This window comes from Gordonia malaquae (assembly GCF_037148075.1).
In the GTDB taxonomy this organism is placed as follows: Bacteria; Actinomycetota; Actinomycetes; order Mycobacteriales; family Mycobacteriaceae; genus Gordonia; species Gordonia malaquae.
On the sequence record NZ_JBBCUB010000007.1, the window covers coordinates 197,401 to 213,264 of the forward strand.

The following is a 15,864-nucleotide window of genomic DNA, read 5'->3' on the forward strand; positions in this document are numbered from 1 at the left end:
CCTACAATGCAGGTCAAGGATTTTGTAGAACATCGTTCTAGTAAGGTGGACCACATGCCGCGCTCACCAGTCAGCCGACGCACCCCTGCCGCTCAGGTCCGGTCGTCCCTCCTCGCGGCCGCACGACAGATCCTCGAGAACGAGGGACCGAGCGGATTGACTGTGCGCGCGGTCGCCGCAGCTGCCGGCGTTGCACCGATGGGCGTCTACAACCACTTCGACGGCAAGGACGGCCTGCTGACGGCCGCCGTCAACGACGGCTTCGCGGAGTTCGCGCAGGCCATCGCCGCCGCTGACAACGACCCCACCGACAGGCTGCTGGCATCGGGCCGCGCGTATCGCGCTTTCGCCCTCGCCAACCCGACCCTCTACTCCCTGATGTTCGGCGGACAGTGCGCCCCCGACATCGCGGTGGCATCCGCCGCGTTCACCGCCCTCGTGGAGATCGTTCAGTATGGCCAGGTGGGAGGGATCATCCGCGACGACGACCCGGGCTCGATCGCCATGCAGGTGTGGTCGTGCGTTCACGGTGCGACGAGCCTCGAACTCGCATCGCCCACACCGCCGGGCGCGACGATGGACGAGAACTACGAGAACGTCATCAACCTGATCGCGCGGGGCCTCGCGCCGTAGCAGTCGTCGTCACCAACGTTGTGAATCGATGAGATACCGGGCCGTGACGGCCGTCCCGCGGTCCGGATCATCGACGAGCCGCAGCAGTGCCGCATGGGCGTCGGGGCCTCCGACCTCCCCGAGGGCCTGCGCGATGCGGCGCCGAATCCCAGCGTCAGCGGTGTCCAGCGCGGAGACGAGACGGCCGACGACCATCGCCTGATCGCCGGCCGCGGCCAACGCCTCCGAAGCGTCCACGTCGGCGACACCGTCGACCACCCGATCCACGAGTAGGGGGATCACAGCAGTGTCGCCCCGAACAGCCAACTCCTGCGTCGCACGACTCCGCACCGTCGGATCGGGGTCGGCGACGACCGTCCGCAAGGCCTCCGACGACGCGTCCGAATCGATGTCGACGAGCGCGAGAACAGCGCGTCGACGCAGGTGAGCATCCGAATCACCGAGCGCCTCGGCCAACAGTGGGACCACGTCGTCACTCGATCGGACCACAGCCCACCGAAGGGCGCCCGCGACGTTCTCGTCCTCCTCCGACAGCATCGCGGCGACCAGAGCGTCGGAAGGCAGATCGGTCCCAGAGACGGTCAGCGCCGCCCGCTGCCGACTGCCCGCGTCCGCGGACTCCAATCCCGACAACAGCGCGACGACGCCGAGCACCTGCTCCCAATCCTCCGGCCCCGCGTCGGCCACCTGGCGCAGGCGCGACAACAGTTCCTGTTCCCGCGCGATCCGCGCTTCCGCACGCAGCGCAAGATCGGAGACCAGGTCGGCCGGCCGAAAATCGGGATCGTCCAGCGCCTGCCCCACTTCGCGGAGCGAGAGCCCGAGCGCACGGAGGCTCTCGACGTGGAAGATCGCGGCGATGTCGTCGGCCGAGTACTCCCGGTACCCGGCCGACGACCGCCCGCTCGGGCTCGCCAAGCCGAGCGAATCGTAGTGACGCAACATCCTGGCGCTCACGCCGGAGCGTCGAGCCACCTCACCGATTCGCATGGTCGCCTCACATGTCGTCGGCCGCCGCACCGAGTGCGGCGATCCGCTTGGCGGCGTCGACGTCGAAACCGAACGCCGACTCCGGGTCGTTCATCAGTTGCTCGGTAGCTGCGGCGTGTCCACGAACGATCGGGTCCGACGACCGTCGCGCAGCTTGCACCACTGGCGCCGCCGCAGACCCGAGCTCAACGAACGCTCTGCTCAGGCTCCGATGCACGTCGGTGTCGCCGCGACCGAACTGTGTGGCCAGTATCGCAGCCAAACCGGTCCGCTCGTCGACGGGAACGACGATCACCGCAGCACGCCACGCCGCCCGCGCCACCTCGACCTCGGCGTCTGTCAACAGATCCCGGGTGATGTACGGCCACGCGGCGTGGTCGCCGATCTTCGACAGCGAGTGCAGCGATTGGCTTCTCGCCTGCGCGTTCGGCGAATCGAGCTCGTTGATGAGGGCCGGCACGGTGCCGGCAGCAGGCAGACGTGTGATGGCCCAGGTCAGCATGTCCCGGACGTAGAAGTCCGGCTCCACACGGCACCGGTCGATCAGCGCGTCGAGAAGCGCGCTGTCGGGATCGGTGCCTGCCGCCATCGCGGCCTGCAGTCGGACGGACGCCCTCTCGTCGGCGAGGGCTCGGATGAGCTGTGCGGTCATGTGGACCACCTCCTTCACCGTCCACCCAAGACCTTCACACAGTGTGAAGGTCAAGCCTCGAATTCTCCCACGCGCAGCCGAGATCGGGCCTAACGTCGAAATGTCCGACTACCCCCACACCAGAATCGATGCTCATGACCGTCTCGGTACAGCACACCTCCAAACTGTTGGGCCTGGCCGCCGTAGGGGCGACCCTCGCACTCGTCGCTCCCACCGCCCCGCCGGCACACGCGAACGTCGACCCCGGCACGTCCGCCACCTGCGCGGCAGGCGATCCCGAACTGGCCGACGCCTCGTGGCGGGTTCCGATCGTCGGCACCACTGTCACCATCACCGCCGACTGTCGCGGTTCCAGCCCATCGCTCCTCGCCCGCGGAGTGGACGCGCTGATCGGCTCGGACACTCTCAGTTCGATGAACCAGGCCATCACGTTCGGCCTGCGGATCGGCACCACGTCGACTATTCGTGGCAACGGACTGAACACCGCGATCGCGGCGCTCGGCGGCGACGCCACATCGTCGTCGAACCTGATCGCCAGCATCGCCGTCTCCGCAGCCACCGGCGCCGGCACCGCGTACGCCAACGGGCTGCTCGGAGTGGGCGTGTCCCTCGCGGTCGGTGGCGTGGGAGCTAACAGCGCGACAACCAACGCACTGCCGGGCGGCATCGCGATCGCATCGTCCAATCACCCGCTGTCGGGTCGGAACGCCCGCGCCACCGCACTCCTCGGCATCTCCAGTGCGACGGCCACCGCTGACCCGAACGACGGAGCCGTCTGCACCGCCCTGTACGGATCGGCGCAGGTCACCGACCGAAGCGGCGCCAACATCGATTCGTGCACGAGCGTCGGGTTCCTGTTCCAGCGCTACCAGGAGGGCGACGGCCCGGTCTGGTTCGCGGTGAAGAATCCGTTCGCGGTCCGCTTGATCGCCCCCATCGGCGACGGCCTCACCGGATTGATCGACAGTGTCGGCGATCTCGTCGACCTGCCGCCCGCGGTCGGCGAGGTGCTCGGGTCATCGTTCGTGCCGGAGCTCCAGCGCGATCTGATCCGGGTCTCGTTCAGCAACGGCCTTCACTTCGGCACCGACATCTTCGGCGGTGCCGGCTCGTCCGACAACGGATCGTCAGGATCCTCGGACAACGGCTCGACCAGCGGATCGGCCGGCTCATCCGACGAGCCCGACCCGACACCGGCTCTCACCAGGACGAATGCCTCGCCGACGAAGCGCGCCCCGGTCGATCCGATCGCCGCGCTGATCAAGCAGATCGTTCCCGCACCCCGCTGACGTCGTCGGCACCGAATCCGCCCGAATCGCCAACACGATCGTTCGATCAGCACATACTGACGGCATGCGAAGGCGTCTCACTGTCCTGATCACCGCTGCCGTGCTCCTACTCGCACCTCTCGCCCCCGCGAACGCGGCGGAGGGAGTCGGGCCGCTGCCCTCCGACTTCCTGTGGGGTGTGGCGTCGTCCGGATTCCAGGCCGAGGGGCACTCGCCTCCCAGCAACTGGACGCGGTACATCGCGCAGGGAAAGACGACGGACAAGATCGGGAACTCCATCGACTTCCGCCACCGATACAAGTCCGATATCCAGCTGGCCAAGGGCCTCGGCGTGAAGGTCTATCGCATCGGGATCGAGTGGGCGCGCGTCGAACCGAGGCCTGGCCGGATAGACCGCAAAGAACTCGCGTACTACGACGACCTGATCGCGTCCATCGTCGCGGCGGGCATGCGGCCGATGATCACCCTCGACCACTGGGTGTACCCGGCGTGGGTGGCCGACCGAGGCGGTTGGGCGTGGTCGGGCATCACCGCGAGGTGGCTTCAGCACAATCGGATGATCGTCGACCGCTACGCGAAGGTCCATCCGCTCTGGATCAGCATCAACGAGCCGACCGCATACGTGATGAAAGAAGTGATGCACGGCGGAATCGGGATCGGCGACGTCCCGGCGATGACCGACCGCATCGTGCGGGTGCATCGCTCGATCTACGACTACATCCACGCGCGTGACACGAAAGCGCTGGTGTCGTCGAACATCGCGTACATTCCGGCAGCCGAGCCGATCATCGACAAGACCGTTCTGAACAGGATCGCCGACAAACTCGACTTCGTCGGGATCGACTATTACTACTCCGCGACGCCGACCGATCTCTCTGTCGCGAACGTTGCGATCGACCGGATGTGGGACGCGTCGATGGCGGCCGACGGCATCTACTATGCGCTGCGCGACCTGCACGAACGATTCCCAGGCAAGCCGCTCTACATCGTCGAGGCCGGACTCGTCACCCAGGACGGGCGACCCCGCGCCGACGGCTACCGACGATCCGATCACCTCAAAGACATGACGTACTGGATTCAGCGCGCCCACGACGACGGCATGCCGGTCATGGGCTTCAACTACTGGACGCTGACCGACAATTACGAGTGGGGCAATTTCGCGTCACGGTTCGGCCTGTACACGGTGGACGTGAAGACCGACCCGACACTGACACGCCGCCCGACGGACGGCGTGGCGGCATACCGCCAGGTGACGGCCGCCAACGGCGTCGGCCGAACGTACCGCCCGACGCGACCCGCGGTGTGGTGCTCCCTCGTCGCGGGCGCGTCGAGCTGCACACGCCCGGTTCACTGACGCGGGCTGCGTCCCGCCTCCTTCAAGGCGAGACGCAGCGCGTACTCCAGTTGCGCGTTGATGCTGCGCAGGTCGTCGGCCGCCCATTTCGCGATGGCGGCGTGGACATCGGGGTCGAGTCGCAGCAGGACCTTCTTCGACTCCCGTCTGGGAGCGGTCATGCGTACAGCGAGCCCGCGTTCACAACCGGCTGCGTGGCGCGGTCGCCGCACAGCACGACAAGCAGGTTCGACACCATCTGCGCACGACGTTCATCGTCGAGTTCAACGATGCCCTGGTCGCTGAGCCGATCGAGCGCAAGACCGACCATGCCGACGGCGCCTTCGACGATCTGCTGACGAGCGGCCACCACCTGCGACGCCTGCTGGCGGACGAGCATCGCCTGTGCGATCTCCGGTGCGTACGCGAGGTGCGTGATGCGGGCCTCGATGATCTCGATGCCCGCCGACTCGGTCCGCTCGCGAAGTTCGTCTGTGAGCTCTTCGGCGACGGTCGCACCGTCACGCAGGCTGATGCGGTCGGCCTCGTGTGCGTCATACGGGTGGATGGTCGCGAGGTGCCGGACCGCCGCCTCCGACTGGGTGGCGACGTACTGCTCGTAGTCGTCGACTGCGAACGCCGCCTTGAAGCTGTCCACGACGCGGTAGACGACCACGGCGCCGATCTCGACGGGATTGCCGTCGGCGTCGTTCACCTTGAGGGTCTGCGTCTCGAAGTTCCGGATGCGCAGGGAGATGGTCTGCTTGTCCGCGAGCGGGATGACGCTCACGAACCCCGGCTCGCTGACCGATCCGACGTAGCGTCCGAAGAACTGGACGACGCGGGCCTCATTGGGTCCGACGACCGTCAGCCCGCTCATCGCGAGCAGCGTCGCGAGACCGATGACGATCGCCAGGACGACGACCACGGCCAGCGCCGCGGACCCGCCGTCGGCCATCACGATCACCGATGTGATGCCGGCGATCACGCAGATCGCGAGCACCGCGAGTCCGCCGATCAGCGCGACGAACCCGTTCATCCGCCATGCCTGCTTGAGTTCCACGACTACTCCTCTCGACTCCTCCCGCGGATCGACAGGAGTGATATCACCACGATAGCAACTTGCGGGGCCTACGCGGGACCATTCGCCTTCACCATGCGGCGCGAACCGGAGTTCACCTTCCACGACTGGCCGCGGTACTGGGTGGTGCGCGGGTCGGCGCGGTCGGCGACGAAGTACCAGTCCATCTGCGCCGCGGCGGGAGTGATCGTCATGACCGCGTAACCGTGCGCGTCGGTGTCGACCCACCGGATGTGGTTGTTGGTGGCCTGCATCGCGGCGGACGCGGCGCCACCGACCGGCGAGTGCTCGGGCAGCAGAACCATGTCGTCGACGTTGTTCGACGTGACCGAGGTGACGACGAACTCGGTGGCGACGTTGCCCGCACCGGGATAGTTCGCGGGCTTGCGCGGGACGTCGTTCGCGAACGACATGTGGATGTCGCCGGTGATGAACACGACGTTCTTCTTGCCTGCTCGATCGATCGCGTCGAGGAGCTTCTCGCGGTCCTTCACATAGCCGTCCCACTGGTCGCCGTTGAAGGGGATGCCGTTCTCTGGCACACCGATCAGCGTGGTCAGCTCCTTGGTGCGGGCCGGGTCGAGCGGCGGGATGAGCATCGGCGCGATCATCACCGAGTTGCCGACGATCTGCCACTTCGCGGTCGACGTGGTGATTCCGCCCTGCACCCACTCCATCTGACGACGACCCATGATGGTGCGCTTCGGATCGTCCGACTCGGTGGAGAAGCGCGACGCCTCCTTGTCGCGATACGTCCGCAGATCGAGCATGTTCAGTTCAAGGAGCTTGCCGTATGCGAGCCGGCGGTAGATGTGACGGTTGTCCGCGCTGACCTGCGGACGAATGGGCATCCACTCGTAGTACGCCTTGTCGGCGTGCGCCTTCCGCTGAGCCCACGAACCCTGCGAGGGCTTGTGGTTCTCCGCCCCGTGCTTCCACTGGTTGTCAGCGGCTTCGTGATCGTCCCACGTGACGATGAACGGGTGCTGCGCGTGCGCGGCCTGCAGGTCGCGATCGGTCTTGTACTGACCGTGGCGGATCCGGTAGTCGGCGAGCGAGACGATGTCGTGGCGCGGCGTGTGCATGCGGACGGAACCGTGCTTGCCGCCGTACTCGCCTGCGCCGTACTCGTAGATGTAGTCGCCGAGGAACACGACGGCGTCGAGGTCCGTGCGCTTGGCGAGGAACCGGTACGCGCCGAAGTACCCGGCCTCCCAATTGGCACAACTCGCGACTCCGAAGCGCACCTTTGAGACGTCGGCACCTGCCGCCGGGGCGGTCTTGGTGCGCCCGATCGGCGAGACGGCCCCCGCTGCGGGCCCCGACGTGATGCGGAATCGGTACCAGTAGACCGTCGCCGGATTCAGGCCCGAGGCGTCGACCTTGACGGTGTGATCCCTGGACGCGTCGGTGCTCGTCGAACCCGATGCGACACGTGAGGTGAAAGCCCGGTCGGACGCGATCTCCCAGGCCACCGTCGATGCCGCACCGCGACCCGATCCGGGGGTCGCATCGCTGGTAGGAGTCACGCGGGTCCACAGGATCACGCCTCCGGGCAGCGGGTCTCCGGACGCGACGCCGTGGCGGAAGGCATTCGCGGCGGCGGTTGCGATCGGGGCGGCGACACCGGTTGCGATCGGGAGTCCGACGGCGAGGGCGCCTGCACCGGCGGCGCCGATGAAGCCGCGGCGGGTGACTGAGGTGGGGGCTGCTGAGTCATGCATACGGGGGACGATCCCACAGCCCGATGTCCCGACGGTGAACTCTCGGGTAACGACAGATCGTCGTAGATACGTCCGGACGCCATGTCCCGTTCATTCATTCATGGGAAAGTGGATCGCATGATCGAGAACAGCCCCTTGTCGGTCGGCCCTGACCGTCGTACCTTCCTCGCCGGAGCCGCTGCGGTGGCAGGCACCGCCGCCACTGTCGCCGTCGCCGGAGCCGGAGCTCCCGAGGCCTCGGCCGCCGCCCGATACCCGCTGCCGCACAAGTCCGACGCGTTGCGTGTACTCGTCACCGGTGACGCCGGCACCGGCGAGAAGCCGCAGTTCGCCGTCACCGCGGCCGCCCGCAAGTTGCACGCGGCCCGCAAGTTCGACGTCGCCGTCGGCCTCGGCGACAACATCTACGAGTCGGGCCCGAAGGGTCCGGACGATCACCAGTTTCAGACCAAGTTCGAGAAGCCGAACGCCGGCCTGGACTTCCCGTGGCTGATGACGCTCGGCAATCACGACAACACCGCGATCTTCCCCGGCGACGGCGGCTGGCTGCTCCGCGGCGACGCCGAGGTGAAGTACCACTCGCGGTCGCGTCGTTGGTACATGCCGTCGCGCTACTACTCGGTGTCGCTCGGCGTGGCCGATTTCTTCATCGTCGATCTGAATCCGCTCGCGGCCTACATTCCCCCGGTGTTCTCGCCGGAGTGGGAGCCGGGCGGCCACTACATGACTCGCCAGGCGCGCTGGCTCGACAAGGCGCTCGCGTCGTCGAAGGCGCCCTGGAAGTTCGTCTGCACGCATCACCCCTACGCCAACAACGGCCCGCACGGTCCGGCAGGCGACTTCGACGGGCTCCCCGCACCGTTGAACGGCCAAGCCGCGAAGGATTTCATCGAGCGCCACATCGCAGGAAAGGCGCAGTTCCTGTTCTCGGGACACGATCACAGTCAGCAGGTGCTGGAGAACGTCCACGGCCTGAAGGGCACTCGCCAGATCGTGTCCGGTGCGGCGGGCAAGACCGTCCACAAGTCGTCGTCGAAGCGGTTCCGCGCTCGTTACGAGAACTACCAGGACCGTGGCTTCATGACGCTCGACATCACGCCGAGCACCGTTGGTCTCACCGCCTACGAGGTACCCGCTTCGGGTGCCGCGCGTGCCGCGTACTCGACCACGTACCGACGCTGAACACGAGGAGCCACACGCTCATCGCTCCCACTTGGATCCGCTGAGCGAGTCCCAGCAGGTAATCGCCCTGGAGGCGATCCGACCCGAGCATCCATCCGGTCGCGATCGTCACCAGGGCGAACGTCATTGCGCCGAGGGTCTTCATGATCGGCCAGTTGCCTTCGCGGAACGCCGACCACGTGGCAGCGCCCATCGTCACGAACAGCGAGAAGACGGCGATCGCACTCGTCGCGGCGTGCACGATCGGCACCGTGCCCATCGGTGCGAGCGCGTCGGCGACCGTCGCCGTGCCGAACACCCCGAGTGCGAGGACGGCCGTCGTCGCACCTCGTCCCGCCGGCCGGACGCCGAACAGGAGCAACGACGCTCCGACCGCCGCGACCCCGGCCACGATGTCGCCGTACGAGTACACCTGGTGCCATGGGACGTCGTCGGCCTCCAGCTCGGAGAGGAACGACCTGAATCGGTCCTGCCCGGTCGGGACGATGAAGTCGAAGATCCACGACGAGTAGGCGACGCCTGCGATCACGAGCGCAGCGGTCGCCAACCTGCTCCGCACCTTGTCACTACTCACTGTCTCATCCCCCGATGTAATGATTGATCGCTCGCGTCGTACAGTGTCCAGCATGACCGACCGCACTCTGACCGATGTCCTCGTCCTCGGCAGCAATCGGATCCCGTTCGCACGATCGAACGGGGCGTACCTCGCCGAGACGAACCAGTCGATGCTCACCGCCGCGCTCGGCGGACTCATCGACCGGTACGACCTCGCGGGCCAGCGCCTCGGCGAGGTAGCGGGCGGCGCCGTCGTGAAGCTCGCGCGCGACCACAGCCTCACGAGGGAAGCGCTCATGGACTCGACGCTCTCCCGCATGACGCCGACGGTCGACGTGCAGCAGCAGTGCGCGACCGGCGGACAGGCGATCGTTCACATCGCCAACAAGATCGCATGCGACCAGATCGAGTCGGGCGTCGCCTGTGGCGCGGACACGACGTCCGACCCGCCGATCGGCTTCGGCCCGCGTCTGCGGAATCGTCTGGTCAAGGTGAACGCGGCACGCTCGCTCGGCGACCGCCTTCGCGAAGCAGCGCAGATCCCCATGTCGATCGACTTCGACATCCCGAGCCCGTCCGAACGACGCACGCACCTCGTTCCCGGTGCGGCCCAGGCGATCACCGGCGCGGCGTGGAACGTCGGACGCCAGGAGCAGGACGAGATCGCGCTCGCTTCGCACGAGAATCTCGCCACCGCCTACGACGATGGGTTCTTCGACGACCTCGTCACCCCTTTCGCGGGCCTCGCGCAGGACGACAACATGAGGCGCGGACTCACCGCCGAACGCCTCGCCGGACTGTCACCGTGCTTCGGGGGCGACGACGGCACCATGACCGCCGCCAACTCCACCACCCTGACCGACGGCGCCTCGAGCGTCCTCCTCGGCAATCCGGCATGGGCGGCCGAGCGCGGGCTTACCCCGCTCGCCCGCATCGTCGACGCGCAGAGTTGGGCCGTCGACTACGTGGACGGCGACCCGAAGTCGGAGGGTGTGCTGATGGCGCCGGTGTACGCGGTGGACGAGTTGCTGCGCCGCAACGACCTGACGCTGCAGGACTTCGACTTCTACGAGATCCATGAGGCGTTCGCCTCGCAGGTGTGCTCCACACTCGCCGCGTGGGCAGACGACGATTTCTGCCGCGAGCATCTCGGCCATGAGGCACTCGGCGAGATCGACCGCTCGAAGCTCAACGTACGCGGCGGCTCCCTCGCCACGGGCCACCCGTTCGGCGCGACAGGCGGCCGGATCGTCGGCACGCTCGCGAAGCTGATCTCCCAGCGGCCCGGGTCTCGCGGTCTGGTGTCCATCTGCGCCGGGAGCGGCATGTCCGTCGCCCTCATCCTCGAGTCGGCCTGAGCCGAGGATATTCGACGGCGCGCTGCGCGAGCCCACTGTCCTCGAGCGCCCCCTGCTCTTTGCAGCGAGCACACAGGCCCCACTGCTCCTTGAGCGAACGGAGTGAGTCGAAAGGTCGGGACGGTCAGCTCATCGCGATGAGGCTGACGCCGAGCCCGCCCATGACGACGGCGATGACGGAGTCGAGGACCCGCCAGGCGCGGACCGAGGAGAACATCGGCGCCATCTTCTTGGCGCCGAATCCGAGCGCGAGGAACCAGACGATGCTGGCGACGCATGCGCCGACCGTGAACGCCCACTTCGCATCCGCGTGACTGTTCGCGATCGAGCCGAGCGTCAGGACGGTGTCGAGGTAGGTGTGCGGGTTCAGCCAGGTGAGGGCCAGCGCGGTGCCGAGTGCAGCCCAGAGGCCGCGGTTGCGGCTCGGGTCGTCGTTCGTGGTCGACGACGCCGTCGGTCGCCATGCCCGCCGCGCGGCGAATCCGCCCAGCACGACGAGGTACACACCGCCGACGATCTTGGCGACGCTGACGATGCCTGGGTGGGCTGACACAACCGCTCCCAGGCCGACGGTTCCGGCACTGATCAGCACGATGTCGGACACGACGCACACGGCGATCACGGGCAGTACGTACCCGCCGCTGATTCCTTGGCGGATGACGTAGATGTTCTGGGGCCCGATGGCGATGATGAGGCCCGCGCCGGTGAAGAGTCCGGCGAGCGCGGCGAGCAGGAAGGTCGTGGTCACGTACATCGACGTTAGAAATCGTTAGATCATTAGTCCATCGACTGATTCTTAGGAAAGATTAGAATCAGTAACTGTGATCCCTGGCATGGACGTCTCCGCCGAAAGCCTCGTGACCCTCACCGCAGTTCTTCGCGAGGGCACGTTCGAAGCCGCGGCGGCATCGCTGCACGTCACGCCGTCGGCGGTGAGTCAGCGCATCAAAGCTCTGGAGCAATCCGTCGGGAGGGTCTTGGTTCGTCGAGTCAAACCGGTGACTGCGACACCCGACGGCGAAGTCCTCGCACGCCTCGGCGAGCAGTGGTCCCTCCTCGTCGCCGAAGCGCAGGGTGAGCTCACCGGCATCGCCCACGAACCCGACGTCGACCCGCGAATGCTGCCGCGCGTGACCATCCCGATCGCGTGCAACGCCGATTCGCTGGCAACGTGGTTTCTGCCGGTGGTCGCCGAGTTCCACAGCGACCACCCGGTGTCGATCGACCTGCACCGCGACGACGAGAGTGTCACCACCGCGATGCTCCGAGCTGGCGATGTCGTCGGTGCGGTGACCTCGGAACCGATCGTCGTCCGCGGGTGCCAGACGGTGGAGCTCGGTTCGCTGCGGTACTTCCCCGTCGCATCACCGGAGTTCATCGAGCGGTGGCTGCCGAACGGCGTCCGCGCGCGAGACATGCAGTACGCGCCGATGGTGATGTTCGACCGCAAGGATCATCTTCAGATCAAGGCGCTCAAACACCTCGTCGCCGAACCGATCTCGCCGCCGGTGAACTACATCCCCTCGGCGTCGGAGTATCGACGAGCCATCCAGGCCGGTATCGGGTGGGGCGCCGTCCCCGAGGTCGAGATCGACGACGAACAGATCGGACGACGACTCGTGCCCCTCACCAAGCGACCGGTCGACGTGCCGCTCTACTGGCAGCACTGGAAACTCCGGTCACCCCTGGTCTCCGGGTTGACCGCCCTCGTCGTCGACCACGCCCGCCGCAGTCTTGTCCCGCCGCGCCGCGGTCTCGCTCCGGTCCCCTCCGGCGGGCGTTGACCGACACTGCGACGTCACCGGCGAAATCTCCCGAAGAAGCCTCCGCTCGCCGCCTTCGCCGCTGACTTCTCCTCGGCCGTGTGCGTCCCCGCGCACCACTGGGCCGCCGGAACCGAGGCCTTCACCTGAGCAATGTGGCTGCCACAGCCCGCCCAGGTCGTCTTTCCACACGTTCGGCATCTACTCGGTCGACACATCGGATGCTGTCCTCTCTTGTTCGGTTTCGGGCGTCAGGCCGGGGTCTCGCCCGCATCGATCGCATCGACGAATTCGAGGAACGCCTCGAAGGCGCGGGCACCGTGCACGGTCGCCGGCCCGCCGTGCATGAGGAACGTGACGCCGATCGCCTCCGCGGCCTCCTGCGGCGTCGCGCCTGCGCGTGCCGCGGCCTGGCCGTGGGACGCGACGCAGCCGTCGCAGCCTTCGACGACACCTATCGCCAGGGCGATCAGTTCCTTCGTCTTCCGGTCGAGCGCTCCGTCGGCAAACGCCGCGGAAGAGAGTGCACTCCATCCCTTGTAAACGTCAGGAATCGCGCGACGCAGTTCCCGGTGCAGCGGGGCCAGGTCGCGCAGGACCTGCTTGCCGTGAGGCGAGTCGTGATCGGTCATCTGGTGTTCCTTTCAAAGGTGTTCGCGATGCCGAGTCCGTGCACCCAGGATCGCCTCATCCCCCATGGGGGTTATGGCAATCATAGATCAATATCCCCCTAGGGGGTTATTGATCGTGACGGCCGTCATGGCGACGGACCCAGAACTAGAACACGTTCGCGGTACCATCCGGGAGTGAAGAGCCTCCGCGCACCCTCCCTCCTGCTCGCCGTGGCAACCGCAGCATCCCTGCTCACGACGCCGATCGGTGGCGGCTACTCCCACGCCGGCCCCGCATCATGCGTTCCGTTCGGGACCGCCCAGTTGCCGCCCGGCGCACCGGCCACCGGGAGCCGGGCCGGGCTGTCGACGTTCCCCCGGTACACGGGGACTTCGGCTCCGTCACGTGTGGAAATGCGCACCGAGACCACGCAGTTCAATCTCCATTGGGAGTTCGCGCTGGTCGGGCACCGCCTGATCACCCGACCGCGGTCCGCATCGCAGTGGCGCACAGTGCCGTTGCCGTCGTGCCTGCGTGACCGGCTCGTCGCGATCTCACTCGACGACGACGAGTTGGTCGGCATCGACGACCGCGGCTGGATCTACACGATGGACAATGTGAACCAGTCGCCGCGCCTGTGGAACTGGACGTCGGCGTGGGGCGCGATGCTGTGGACGGCCCCCGGACGGACGCTGCCGGGCCGCAAGGTCGGCGGATGGGCCCTGTCGGTCACGTCGCCGTCGGACAATCGCGCTTACCAGGACATCGCCGGCCGGGTGCATCCGAGCGGGCAGGCCAAGATGACGATGATCCCGAGCCTCACCGGCGACGGCAGTCGCATCACATACGCCGACCCGTGGCTCCCCAACGACGACAGTTACGAGGTCGGCGGACCGCTCGGCGGACGGTTCCAGTCGCGGTCGTTGTCGGCCGCGGGGTCCACGATGTTCGTGATGAACAAGTTCGGCGACATGTTCACTCGCACCTTCGACTTCGACTCCTCGGGCTCGGACTCGGTCTTCTTCCGATACAGCTGGGAGTCACAGCGCGGCAAGCCGAGTGCCGACAATCTGATGGTCGAGACATGGGACCGATCGAAAGCCGCCGTCCAGCTCCCGGCCCCCGATTGGACACGGCAGCCGAAGATCCCCGGCGAGATCTTCTCGACGGTCACCGTCATCGCGACCGGCCCCGGTGTCGAACGCCGCGAACTGCGAGTGGCAGGAAGGCGCGACGGCGTCGCGGGCTTCTGGCACAAGTCACTGCAGGCTTCCACCTGGGGATTCACCGCCACCGACGGAACGCCGCCCGGCACACCGTTGGAGAACTCGGCATCGGACCGATCGAGTGAAACCCTCGCTCCACCCGTGCCGTGGAACCTGTCTGCGTCGCTTCCGTCGCGGAAGGCGTTCGTCGACGGCCAACTCCTGATCGACATCGACCTGCCCTACAGCGTCGTCGACCCGCGACTGCTCGATCGGGTCGGGCTCCACGCACCGAAGTCCGGGTACCGCCTTTACGTGACAGCGTTCGATCCGGCCGCGACCACTCGCCCCGCGGTTGTGGTGACTCCGGATGGGAAGCGGATCGACGTTCTCCTGCACACCGCAGACGGCATGCGAATGTCGCCGAGCAAGCCGGGCCTGACCAGGACGCCGCGACATCTCATCGGTGCCGTCGCACTCGATGACGAGGCCTTCGCCCGACGCGGGTCCGACCCGGCAGTCCGCGCGTTCGTCCGCGACTGGATGAAGGGCAAGCAGATAACGCCGATCACGTTGAGCGCCACCACGACGAGCTTGGTGATCCGATGAGCGGCGATCTGATCCAGGTTGGCGACGGCCTCGAGATCTGGGCGTCCCGCGCCGGCGACGGCCCCGCCGTCCTCCTCTCGGCCGGACTCGGAATGCCCCCTGGCACATGGGCTTTCACCGGGCTCCCCGACCGCTTGGTGGATGCCGGGTATCAGGTCATCACCTACGCCGCTCGCGGAGTGGCGCCCTCCTCGGCGCCGCCCGCGCCGTACTCCGTCCACGAGATGGCCGCCGACGCCGCTGCGGTCCTCGACCACTACGGCGTCGAGGAGGCGATCCTCGTCGGCTATTCGATGGGCTGCTACATCTCGCAGGCGCTCTTCGACGTGTGGGGCGGGTCGATCCGCGGCCTCGCGATGATCGCCGGGCTGAGGTCGTCGGTGATCGGCGAGATCGTCAATCAGATGGAACTGGACCTCATTGAGCGTCTCGGGAGTGTGCCCGCTTCTGTGTCACTGTTCGAACAGTTGATGACGACGCTGTCACCGTCGGCGCTCCGCGACAACGCACAGGTGGCGGTCTGGCGCGATCTGATGGGCAGCTCGGCGGACGTGTGGACGTCCGGCGCAGGCCACCACGGTCAGACCGCGGCCTCGTACGCGTGGATGAGCGCGGGCGAACCGACCGTCGAACGACTCTCCGGAATCGGCTGCCCCACACTCGTGGTCGGCTTCGGCGACGACGTGTTCTTCCCGGCCGCCGGCTCTCGCGAAGCCGCCTCACACATCCCCAACTCCGACTGGATCCTCATCGAAGGCGAAGGCCACGGCGGCATGATGCTCGACGCCCAGCATCGCGCCACATCGCACGTCGCGGAGTTCTGCGCGTCTCTCGCCACCGGCCTGTAGCAGGTCGCCACGAGACACCCGGACCGCCGC

16 protein-coding genes are annotated in these 15,864 nt (G+C 67.1%); 8 read left to right on the top strand and 8 right to left on the bottom strand.

Annotated elements, in window-relative coordinates:
* Positions 1-54: 54 nt before the first annotated feature.
* Positions 55-633, top strand: coding sequence for a TetR/AcrR family transcriptional regulator (locus tag WFK36_RS20955; RefSeq protein ID WP_008381586.1), 579 nt, complete (start codon positions 55-57; stop codon positions 631-633).
* 9 nt (positions 634-642) lie between these two features.
* Here the strand turns inward: WFK36_RS20955 and WFK36_RS20960 are convergent, their stop codons facing one another.
* Both WFK36_RS20960 and WFK36_RS20965 read right to left on the bottom strand, forming a co-directional pair.
* The gene (locus WFK36_RS20960; protein ID WP_336794017.1) at positions 643-1,623 is read right to left on the bottom strand and encodes a HEAT repeat domain-containing protein; all 981 of its coding nucleotides are present in this window, start codon (positions 1,621-1,623) and stop codon (positions 643-645) included.
* Between the two features lie 7 nt (positions 1,624-1,630).
* Positions 1,631-2,275, bottom strand: coding sequence for a HEAT repeat domain-containing protein (locus tag WFK36_RS20965; protein ID WP_336794019.1), 645 nt, complete (start codon positions 2,273-2,275; stop codon positions 1,631-1,633).
* Positions 2,276-2,409: 134 nt separating this feature from the next.
* Between WFK36_RS20965 and WFK36_RS20970 the strand changes: the two genes are divergently transcribed.
* Together WFK36_RS20970 and WFK36_RS20975 are read left to right on the top strand one after the other, a co-directional pair.
* A complete protein-coding gene (locus WFK36_RS20970; RefSeq protein ID WP_336794020.1) occupies positions 2,410-3,564 on the top strand; it encodes a hypothetical protein in 1,155 nt (384 codons plus the stop codon).
* Between the two features lie 64 nt (positions 3,565-3,628).
* Entirely contained in the window at positions 3,629-4,918 is a 1,290-nt protein-coding gene (locus WFK36_RS20975; protein ID WP_336794021.1) for a family 1 glycosylhydrolase, read from the top strand.
* On the opposite strand, the gene WFK36_RS20980 is transcribed toward WFK36_RS20975, so the two are convergent.
* From WFK36_RS20980 to WFK36_RS20990, 3 genes are all read right to left on the bottom strand, one after another.
* Complete coding sequence (locus tag WFK36_RS20980) at positions 4,912-5,079, bottom strand: type II toxin-antitoxin system antitoxin (RefSeq protein WP_008381576.1); 168 nt, start codon at positions 5,077-5,079, stop codon at positions 4,912-4,914. The genes WFK36_RS20975 and WFK36_RS20980 overlap by 7 nt on opposite strands.
* Positions 5,076-5,960, bottom strand: coding sequence for an SPFH domain-containing protein (locus WFK36_RS20985; RefSeq protein WP_336794023.1), 885 nt, complete (start codon positions 5,958-5,960; stop codon positions 5,076-5,078). The genes WFK36_RS20980 and WFK36_RS20985 overlap by 4 nt, the downstream gene beginning before the upstream one ends.
* A gap of 68 nt (positions 5,961-6,028) precedes the next feature.
* Positions 6,029-7,702: an alkaline phosphatase D family protein gene (locus tag WFK36_RS20990; RefSeq protein ID WP_336794024.1), complete on the bottom strand. Its 1,674-nt coding sequence runs from the start codon at positions 7,700-7,702 to the stop codon at positions 6,029-6,031.
* A 117-nt stretch (positions 7,703-7,819) separates the two neighbouring features.
* On the opposite strand from WFK36_RS20990, the gene WFK36_RS20995 reads away from it, so the two are divergent.
* Positions 7,820-8,884, top strand: coding sequence for a metallophosphoesterase (locus WFK36_RS20995; protein WP_008381569.1), 1,065 nt, complete (start codon positions 7,820-7,822; stop codon positions 8,882-8,884).
* Here WFK36_RS20995 and WFK36_RS21000 read toward each other — a convergent pair.
* Positions 8,817-9,458, bottom strand: coding sequence for a DUF998 domain-containing protein (locus WFK36_RS21000; RefSeq protein WP_336794025.1), 642 nt, complete (start codon positions 9,456-9,458; stop codon positions 8,817-8,819). The genes WFK36_RS20995 and WFK36_RS21000 overlap by 68 nt on opposite strands.
* Positions 9,459-9,510: 52 nt before the next feature.
* Here WFK36_RS21000 and WFK36_RS21005 point away from each other — a divergent pair, with 52 nt between their 5' ends.
* Complete coding sequence (locus WFK36_RS21005) at positions 9,511-10,797, top strand: acetyl-CoA C-acetyltransferase (protein WP_336794026.1); 1,287 nt, start codon at positions 9,511-9,513, stop codon at positions 10,795-10,797.
* Positions 10,798-10,921: 124 nt separating this feature from the next.
* On the opposite strand, the gene WFK36_RS21010 is transcribed toward WFK36_RS21005, so the two are convergent.
* Complete coding sequence (locus tag WFK36_RS21010) at positions 10,922-11,551, bottom strand: LysE/ArgO family amino acid transporter (protein WP_336794027.1); 630 nt, start codon at positions 11,549-11,551, stop codon at positions 10,922-10,924.
* A gap of 79 nt (positions 11,552-11,630) precedes the next feature.
* Between WFK36_RS21010 and WFK36_RS21015 the strand changes: the two genes are divergently transcribed.
* Positions 11,631-12,581 carry a LysR family transcriptional regulator ArgP gene (locus WFK36_RS21015; RefSeq protein WP_336794068.1) on the top strand — a complete coding sequence of 317 codons (951 nt, stop codon included), beginning with the start codon at positions 11,631-11,633 and terminating at the stop codon, positions 12,579-12,581.
* Between the two features lie 230 nt (positions 12,582-12,811).
* Here WFK36_RS21015 and WFK36_RS21025 read toward each other — a convergent pair whose 3' ends face one another.
* Positions 12,812-13,192, bottom strand: coding sequence for a carboxymuconolactone decarboxylase family protein (locus tag WFK36_RS21025; RefSeq protein WP_336794028.1), 381 nt, complete (start codon positions 13,190-13,192; stop codon positions 12,812-12,814).
* Between the two features lie 174 nt (positions 13,193-13,366).
* Here WFK36_RS21025 and WFK36_RS21030 point away from each other — a divergent pair, with 174 nt between their 5' ends.
* Both WFK36_RS21030 and WFK36_RS21035 read left to right on the top strand, forming a co-directional pair.
* A complete protein-coding gene (locus WFK36_RS21030) occupies positions 13,367-14,986 on the top strand; it encodes a hypothetical protein (RefSeq protein ID WP_336794030.1) in 1,620 nt (539 codons plus the stop codon).
* Complete coding sequence (locus WFK36_RS21035) at positions 14,983-15,834, top strand: alpha/beta fold hydrolase (protein ID WP_336794032.1); 852 nt, start codon at positions 14,983-14,985, stop codon at positions 15,832-15,834. Before WFK36_RS21030 ends, WFK36_RS21035 begins: the two co-directional genes overlap by 4 nt.
* Positions 15,835-15,864: the final 30 nt, after the last annotated feature.